General features: G+C 65.9%; 8 protein-coding genes. 2 read left to right on the top strand and 6 right to left on the bottom strand.

The window, feature by feature from the left end:
- Nucleotides 1-61 precede the first annotated feature (61 nt).
- The 6 genes from ACYPYD_RS00870 to ACYPYD_RS00895 all read right to left on the bottom strand — a co-directional run bounded on the left by ACYPYD_RS00870 (nucleotide 62) and on the right by ACYPYD_RS00895 (nucleotide 5,202).
- Entirely contained in the window at nucleotides 62-559 is a 498-nt protein-coding gene (locus ACYPYD_RS00870; protein WP_459661734.1) for a MaoC/PaaZ C-terminal domain-containing protein, read from the bottom strand.
- On the bottom strand, nucleotides 556-1,467 hold the full coding sequence (locus ACYPYD_RS00875; RefSeq protein ID WP_459661735.1) for an acyl-CoA thioesterase: 912 nt from the start codon (nucleotides 1,465-1,467) through the stop codon (nucleotides 556-558). Before ACYPYD_RS00875 ends, ACYPYD_RS00870 begins: the two co-directional genes overlap by 4 nt.
- A gap of 214 nt (nucleotides 1,468-1,681) precedes the next feature.
- Nucleotides 1,682-2,164 (bottom strand): VOC family protein, encoded by a 483-nt coding sequence (locus ACYPYD_RS00880; protein ID WP_211151712.1) that lies wholly within the window; start codon nucleotides 2,162-2,164, stop codon nucleotides 1,682-1,684.
- Nucleotides 2,161-2,982: an SDR family oxidoreductase gene (locus tag ACYPYD_RS00885; protein WP_211151711.1), complete on the bottom strand. Its 822-nt coding sequence runs from the start codon at nucleotides 2,980-2,982 to the stop codon at nucleotides 2,161-2,163. The genes ACYPYD_RS00880 and ACYPYD_RS00885 overlap by 4 nt, the downstream gene beginning before the upstream one ends.
- Before the next feature lie 52 nt (nucleotides 2,983-3,034).
- Nucleotides 3,035-4,261, bottom strand: a complete 1,227-nt coding sequence (locus ACYPYD_RS00890) for an aromatic ring-hydroxylating oxygenase subunit alpha (protein WP_036526571.1) — start codon at nucleotides 4,259-4,261, stop codon at nucleotides 3,035-3,037.
- 170 nt (nucleotides 4,262-4,431) lie between these two features.
- Entirely contained in the window at nucleotides 4,432-5,202 is a 771-nt protein-coding gene (locus ACYPYD_RS00895; RefSeq protein ID WP_211151710.1) for an enoyl-CoA hydratase/isomerase family protein, read from the bottom strand.
- Between the two features lie 135 nt (nucleotides 5,203-5,337).
- Between ACYPYD_RS00895 and ACYPYD_RS00900 the strand changes: the two genes are divergently transcribed.
- Both ACYPYD_RS00900 and ACYPYD_RS00905 read left to right on the top strand, forming a co-directional pair.
- Complete coding sequence (locus tag ACYPYD_RS00900) at nucleotides 5,338-5,763, top strand: VOC family protein (protein WP_459661736.1); 426 nt, start codon at nucleotides 5,338-5,340, stop codon at nucleotides 5,761-5,763.
- Nucleotides 5,760-7,133 carry a spinster family MFS transporter gene (locus tag ACYPYD_RS00905; RefSeq protein WP_459661737.1) on the top strand — a complete coding sequence of 458 codons (1,374 nt, stop codon included), beginning with the start codon at nucleotides 5,760-5,762 and terminating at the stop codon, nucleotides 7,131-7,133. Before ACYPYD_RS00900 ends, ACYPYD_RS00905 begins: the two co-directional genes overlap by 4 nt.
- Nucleotides 7,134-7,248 lie beyond the last annotated feature (115 nt).

Raw genomic sequence — 7,248 nt, forward strand, 5'->3', positions numbered from 1 at the left:
CAGCCTTCGCTGGGATGACGGTTCGCCAGAGCCATGAGGGGGTGGCCCGGCACCCGCGCTTCTAGCGCGCGGTGCCGGCCATCCGCTCCCGCGCGCCGCGCGTGTAGACCAGGTTGATGCTCGTGAACGTCACCGCCTCGGTCCCGTCTTCCAGCACAACGGCATAGCGCGTCATCGCCGTGCCGCGATCGGTGCGGGTCTTCGAGGGTTCGAGGCTGACGATCTCGCTGGTGACGTGGATCGTGTCCCCGGCCCGGATCGCGCGCTTCAGGCGCAGTTCGTCCCAGCCCACGCCGCAGACCCAGTCGATGTCCCAGTTTATCTCGTGGTCCATCTGCCGCCACAGCGCGAGGACGTGGATGCCGCTCGCCACCACTTCGCCGAAGACCGACTGCGCGGCGCTTTCCGGGTCGGTGTGGAACCATTGCGGATCGTACTTGCGTGCGAACTCCAGCATTTCTTCCTGCGTCACCGTGCGCGAGGAGGAGCGGCGGAACTCGCCGAGTTCCAGATCCTCGAAGGTGCGGTGCGGTTTTGCGGGCGTGAACGGCTCGGTCACAGCTTTCCTTCGCGTTTCTGGTCCAGCATCCGCGCGAGGCCCTGCTGGCTGACGGTGGCGACGAGGGTGCCGTCGCGGCGGAAGATGTTGCCCCGGCCGAGCGCCAGCGCGTCGGTCGCGGCGGGGCTGTCCATCGCGTAGAGCATCCATTCGTCCACGCGAAAATCGTCATGGAACCAGATCGCGTGGTCGAGGCTGCTGCTCTGCAGGAAGTCGTTGGCCCAGCCGATGCCCAGCGGCCCCAGCGCCGTGTGGAAGATGTGCAGGTCCGAGGCATAGGCGAGCAGGCGCTGGTGGACGTCGAGCGGGCCGTCGATCGTGTCGTTCAGGCGGAACCAGAAGTTGCGCGTCGCCGGGCGAACGTCACGCTCGTCGAACGGGAACATGCCGATCGGGCGCCAGTCGATCTGCTGGCGGCGACGCCAGAAGGGACGGTGGCGTTCGGGCAGGCGATCGCCGTATTGCGCCACCAGTTCAGCGAGGCTGGTCAGGCCTTCGGGTTCCGGCACGTTGGGCATCGGGAAGCCGTGGCGGCCGGAAGGCTCGGGCGCCTTGAAGGAGGCCATCAGGTTTAGGATCGGCGCTCCGTCCTGCGTCATCCTTACGGTGCGGTTGGCGAACGTGCGTCCGTCGCTCTCGCGCGTGACGGCGAATTCCACCGGACGGTCGATCAGGCCGGGCTGGAGAAAATAGGCGTGGAGGCTGTGCGCGACCTTGTCCTGCGGCACCGTCAGTCGCGCGGCGGCAAGGCATTGCGACAGCGCCATGCCGCCGTAGAGGCGCAGGAGATCGCTCGGGACCGGCGCGACGCGGTAGTGGTCGGGGGCGATTTCCTCGAAGGCATAGGCGAGGCGGCGTTCGCGTTCCGGGTCGTCGATGTAGGGATTGGTATCGGGCAAGCAGTGCATCCAATTTCGTCATCCCGGACTTGTTCGGGGACCGTGGGCGTGTGACGCGGGGGCTTCGACAGGCTCAGCCTGAGCGGAATTATAGGTTATTACACGACCTCCGCTCACCCTGAGCTTGTCGAAGGGTCTCAGCTGAGCTTGTCGAAGCCCCCTCTGCCAGCACTGATCTAAAGACCGCCAGCGGTCCCGGATCAAGTCCGGGACGACGTGGCGATCACGCCGCAGCCTCAGTTACCGCCAGCTTTTCGAACCCGAACCCGCAGTCCGGATCGACGATCTGCAGCAGTTCCACCACGTTGCCGTCGCAGTCCTTGCCGTAAGTGGCACGGGTCGCCGCCGAGCCGCCGGGCTCGCAGTTGAACTCCATGCCCAGCGCGGTGAGCCGCTCGTATTCGGCGAAGACGTCGTCGCAATAGAGGCAGATATGGGTGATGCCCCGGTCGCACATGCGCGGATGGACCACCTGCGGATCGTTGCTGGCATATTCGAAGACTTCGATATGCAGGTTGCCCAGCCGGATCATCTCATAGCGTGCGCTGCTGTCCGTGAGGCCGACCATCGTGTCGATCCGGGCGTTGCCGGGCTGCCAGCCGCCCTCCTTGCCGGCGCGCTCGAAGCCGAACCAGCGCTGGTAGTGATCGACGAACCGTTCGAGGTCCGGCGTCGAGATGGCGAGGTGGTGGACGCCCCGGATCATGCCGCCTGATCCACGGCGGACTGACCCACTGCGGATCTGGCGGCTTTCACGGCCGAGACGATCTCGGCGTTGGTGGGATTGCGGCGCAGGGTCAGGCCGCCGTTCACCTGCAGCACCTGCCCGCTCATGAAGCAGGCGTCGCCCGCCAGCCACGAGACGGCTTCGGCGATGTCCTCGCTGGTGCCGACGCGGCCCAGGGGATATTCCCTGGCGAAGGTATCGGTGATCGCCGTATTCTTCGCCGCTTTCTCGGTCATCGGCGTGGCCGTGAAGCCGGGCGCGACCGAGTTGGCGCGGATGCCGCGATGGCCGAATTCGTTGGCCACGCAGCGGATCACGTGGTCGGCGCCCGCCTTGGTGCCCATGTAGGCGGCATGGTCCTCCAGCATGATCGAGGCGGTGGCGGAACTGATCTGGATCAGCGAGCCCCCGTCGCGCATCACCCGCAGCATCGCCTGATAGAACAGGATCGCGCCGGTGAACTGCAGCGCGGTCATCTTCTCGATCTCGGCCTTGGTGGTGTCGAGGAAGGGTTTGAGCAGACCCCAGCCGGTGGCGTTCACGGCGATGTCGATGCCGCCATAGGTCGCCTTCGCGGCGTCGCCGAGGCGGGCGAGATCTTCCTCGCTGGTGAGATCGCAGCCGGTCACCGCCAGCCCGCCGATCTCGGCGGCGAGGCGTTCCAGTTCCTCCGCCTTGCGCCCGGCGACGATCACCGTCGCGCCATCGGCGGCAAGGCGGCGCGCGATCACTTGCGCCATGTTGTCCCGGTTGGCCGCGCCGACGACGACGGCGACCTTTCCTGCCAGATCGGCCATGCGTGTTCTCCCGTTATCCTGTTTTCTCGTCCCGCGTGGGAGCGGGGCAAAGTCAGTCCCGCTGTACCCAGTCGCCCAGCACCTGCTCGACGCGCGTGTGCTCCGGCACCCGGTTGAGGCCGATGCGGCGGTCGAGTTCCTCGTGCCAGTGGTAGATGCGGCGCTCCTGATAGTTGAGCGGCATCGCCCTGAAGCCCGGGCTTTCCAGCGATTCCTGGATTTGCGGCGCGTATTGCAGGTCCTCGTAGAGAATACGCTCCCAGTTGCTCAGACGCGTGGGCCAGAGCGGGTGCGGGTTCTCGGGATCGTGGTCCGGTGCCAGCCAGCTGGACACCACGCGCGTGCGCTTCGTGCCGATCGGCCAGAACTGCAGAATCGGGATGCCGGTGGGGGCAGGGGGCATGATGAAGTTGGGGTAGATCTGGTAGCTGACGTTGTTCTTGGCCGGGAACTCGGTGATCGATGCGATTTCCGGCATGCCCACGGTGCCGGGATCGACCCAGTCGGGGCGCCGGTTCGGCGTCGCCATGCGGCTGTGGCCGTTCGGCCAGAGCGTGATGATCATCGCGCGGTGATCGAGGAAGCGGTCCACCGTGTTCACGTGGATCGACTTGATGTGGTAGACCTCGAGGAAGGCGTCGAGCAGGACCTTGACGTTGCAGTCCACCTCGTAGCTGCGGCTGTCGACGAGGCGCAGCTTCTCAAGCTCGAACTGCTCCAGCTGCTCCGCCATCGGGCCGATGTGTTCCATCAGCGGCTGCGCATCGGGATCGCGGTTGATGAAGATCAGCGAGCCCAGCAGTTCGCAGCGCACCTGTACCAGCGAGCGGCACGACATGTCGAAATCGACGAAGTCGCGCTTGTCGCGCACCGCCGTCAGCTTGCCGTCGAGGGTATAGCTCCAGCCGTGATAGCCGCAGACGAAGCCGCGCCCTTCGCCCGATTCTTCGGTGACGAGGGGGGCGCCGCGATGCTGGCAGGTGTTGTAGAACGCCTTGACCTCGCCCTGCAGGTTGCGCGCGACGATGATCGGCACGCCCGAATTGCGGGTCAGGAACCAGGAGCCCGGATTGGGGACCTGATCGGTGTGGCCCGCATAGAGCCACGCCTTGTCCCACATCATCTCCTTTTCGAGTTGCAGGAATTCGGGGTCGGTATAGCGGCTGCCGGGAATATCGGGCAGCTTGGGAAAGCCTTCGGGCGGCCCCTTGCGATCCCGCTCGTAGTCCATCCGCGCGAAATCGTTCTCGGGGCTTTGATCTGCGACCAGATCGAGCATCGGCCTTCTCTCCCTTGCCTTGCACTCCGGTTGGGCGGAGTGGGCCGCAGCAGAATCAAAAAACAGACATGAATGTTTGATTCTGCCGATGTGATGCTTGCGATCCTACCTCCTGCACGATAAAACAGTCAACAGTGATTGTATTTTCATCATCTCGACGAGCGGACGCGTCAGCGCTGGCCGAACTGCGCATCGCGCTTCTGTGCATAGGCGGCGATGCCTTCGCGGCTGTCGGCGCTGGCGAGCGTGGCCTTGCCCCAGGCATTGCCCACCGCGAGCGCCTGTGCGGTGTCCATGCCGGTGGAAAGCTCGTAGAGTTCGCGCCCGTTGCCGATCGCCTGCCAGCTGTTCGCCAGCATCGCCTGCGTAACCTCAAGCGCGCGGTCCAGCAGGCGGTCACCGGGCACGACTTCGGTGACGACGCCAAGGTCGTAGAGGCGGCGGGCGGGGAGCAATTCGCCGGTCATGATCATCGCCAGCGCCGTGGCGCGGGGGACTTGCGCGGCAAGGCGCTGGATGCCGCCCGCGAAGGCGAAGAGGCCGCGTTTCACTTCGCTCACGCCCATCAGCGCGTGGTCGGCGGCGAAGACCATGTCGCAGGCCATCATGATCTCGAACCCGCCCGCGACAGCGGTGCCGTTGATCGCGGCGATCAGCGGCTTGGTGCGGCGGCGCTCGGTGATGCCGCCGAAGCCGCGGCCGGGGATCAACCCGTGACCGGCGCCGATGCGCTCAGCTTCCTTGAGGTCCATGCCAGCGCAGAAGGCGCGGTTGCCGGTGCCGGTGACGATGATCGCGCCGACTGCCGGGTCCGCCTCGGCCGCCGAGATCGCCTCGTCCATCGCCCGCGAGGTTGCCGCGTCGAGCGCGTTTCGCGCGTCCTCGCGGTCGATCGTCAGCAGGCATACGGCGCCGCGGTGTTCCACGATCAGTCCGGTCATTGCGTTATTCTCCCAAAGTCATACGCCAATTTCAGGTGGTGTTATCCGCTTTTCGAATCACGGCAGCATATAAGCTGATCGATAATATGGGATGAGGATAAATTGAAATCTTTCGAAAAACTGCATCATCATGGATTGATAGTAGAAGATATCTATAGATCCATGGACGAATTGGGGCGTGGGCTTGGAGTAAATTGGTGTCCTGTCCGCAAGTTCGATCCTTTGCGGGTCTGGTTGCCTGATGCGGGCTGGTCCGAGGCGCATCTTACCGTCACTTATTCGCGGCAGGGGCCGATCCATATCGAACTGATCCAGATGGTGTCCGGTGGCGCCTACGAGGCCTTGCGCGCGGTTTCGCCCGCGCATGTCGGGGCCTGGGTGGACGATGTCGGCGCGGAGGTGGAAGCGCTGCTGGCGGAGGGCTGGCGCCTCATCGCGGCAGGCGCGTCCCCCAAGCATCGCTACGGCCAGATGGCCTATATGGCGCGCGGCGACGGCCCGGTGCTGGAACTCGTGGGCGAGCCGATCCGGCCGATGATCGAAGAATGGATAGGGTCATGAGCGGGGGCATGAGCGGCGCAGCGATCGCCATGGCCGAACCCGGGGAGCAGGCAGCACCGCTCCCGGTCGATACCGAACCGGCGCCCGGCGCCGCGGCGTGGTATCTGATCTTCGTGCTCACGCTGGCCTATACCGTCAGCTTTATCGATCGACAGGTGCTCAACCTGCTGGTGGCGCCCTTGAAGGCGGACTTCGGGCTGTCCGACACGCGGCTCAGCCTGTTGCAGGGGCTGGCGTTCACGACCGCGTATATCCTGTTCAGCCCGCTGTTCGGGAGACTGGCGGATACCGGCAGCAGGCGCCGCCTCCTCATCGGCGGCATCGGCCTGTGGAGCCTGGGCACCGGCCTGTGCGGCCTCGCGCGCGGATACTGGCAGCTGTTCTTCGCTCGCGCCGCCGTGGGCGGTGCGGAGGCCAGCCTGACGCCCGCCGCATGGTCGATCATCGCCGACAGCTTCCCGACGCGCATGATCCCGCGTGCCTTCAGCATCTTCCTGATGGGGCCGTATATCGGCGGCGGCCTCGCCCTGATATTCGGCGGGCTTCTGCTGGAGGCGGCGCAGGGCTGGGACCTCGGCGCGGTGCCCTATCTGGGCGCGCTGCAGCCGTGGCAGGTGGTGTTCCTCGTCGCCGGACTGCCGGGCTTCGCGATCCTGTTGCTCATGCTGCGCATCCGCGAGCCTGCCCGCAAGCTGGCGGCGCAGGACAGCGGCCAGCGCATGCCGTTCGCGCAAGTCTGGCGCACGTTCGCGGAGCGCCGCGATTTCTACGGCAACTTCTATGCGGGCATGGCCTCGCTGGTGATCGTGCTCTACGCCTTCCCGGCGTGGATGCCGGCGATGCTGATGCGCCGTTTCGGGGCGAGCGCGGCCACGGTGGGCGTGCAGTACGGCGTGGCGGTGCTCGTCACCGGCTCGATCGGCGTGCTGGCGGGGCCGGTAATCGCGGGCTGGTTGCAGCGGCGCGGGCGGATCGACGCGCTGATGCGGGTGCCGTTCTTCGCCGCGCTGGCGCTGATCCCGATCTCGCTGGCGCTGGCATTCGCGCCCAGTTACGAATTCGCGATGGTGGTGGCGACGCTTGCGAGCTTCACCTATTCGCTCCCGCAGGCGCTGGCGTCTTCGGGCCTGCAGATGGCGACGCCGAACCGGATGCGGGGGATTTCCTCGTCGGTCTACGTCTTCGTGGCGAGTGTCATGGGGCTCGGCGCCGCGCCGACGATCGTGGCGCTGCTGACCGACCATGTTTTCGCCGACGAGCGCAGCGTCGGGCTTTCGCTCTCGGTGACGTGCGCGGCGGCGGCGGGGGTTTCGGCGTTCTTCGTGGGCCGCGCGCTCAAGGGCTATCGGCGGGTGCTGGCGCTGCAGTGAAGACGCGTCCTCCCGGACTTGATCCGGGACCGCTGGCAATTCTTGAGGCGAATGCTGGCCGTGAGACGTCCTGACGCGAGGTGGGCTGTTCACGGCCAGCGGTCCCGGATCAAGT

This window comes from Novosphingobium sp. 11B, assembly GCF_054589055.1.

What these genes read in the sequence shown, in the direction of transcription:
- ACYPYD_RS00895 (WP_211151710.1), bottom strand. Translation starts at nt 5,202, where the DNA reads ATGACCGGACTGATCGTGGAACACCGCGGCGCCGTATGCCTGCTGACG.
- ACYPYD_RS00890 (WP_036526571.1), bottom strand. Translation starts at nt 4,261, where the DNA reads ATGCTCGATCTGGTCGCAGATCAAAGCCCCGAGAACGATTTCGCGCGG.
- ACYPYD_RS00885 (WP_211151711.1), bottom strand. Translation starts at nt 2,982, where the DNA reads ATGGCCGATCTGGCAGGAAAGGTCGCCGTCGTCGTCGGCGCGGCCAAC.
- ACYPYD_RS00880 (WP_211151712.1), bottom strand. Translation starts at nt 2,164, where the DNA reads ATGATCCGGGGCGTCCACCACCTCGCCATCTCGACGCCGGACCTCGAA.
- ACYPYD_RS00905 (WP_459661737.1), top strand. Translation starts at nt 5,760, where the DNA reads ATGAGCGGGGGCATGAGCGGCGCAGCGATCGCCATGGCCGAACCCGGG.
- ACYPYD_RS00875 (WP_459661735.1), bottom strand. Translation starts at nt 1,467, where the DNA reads ATGCACTGCTTGCCCGATACCAATCCCTACATCGACGACCCGGAACGC.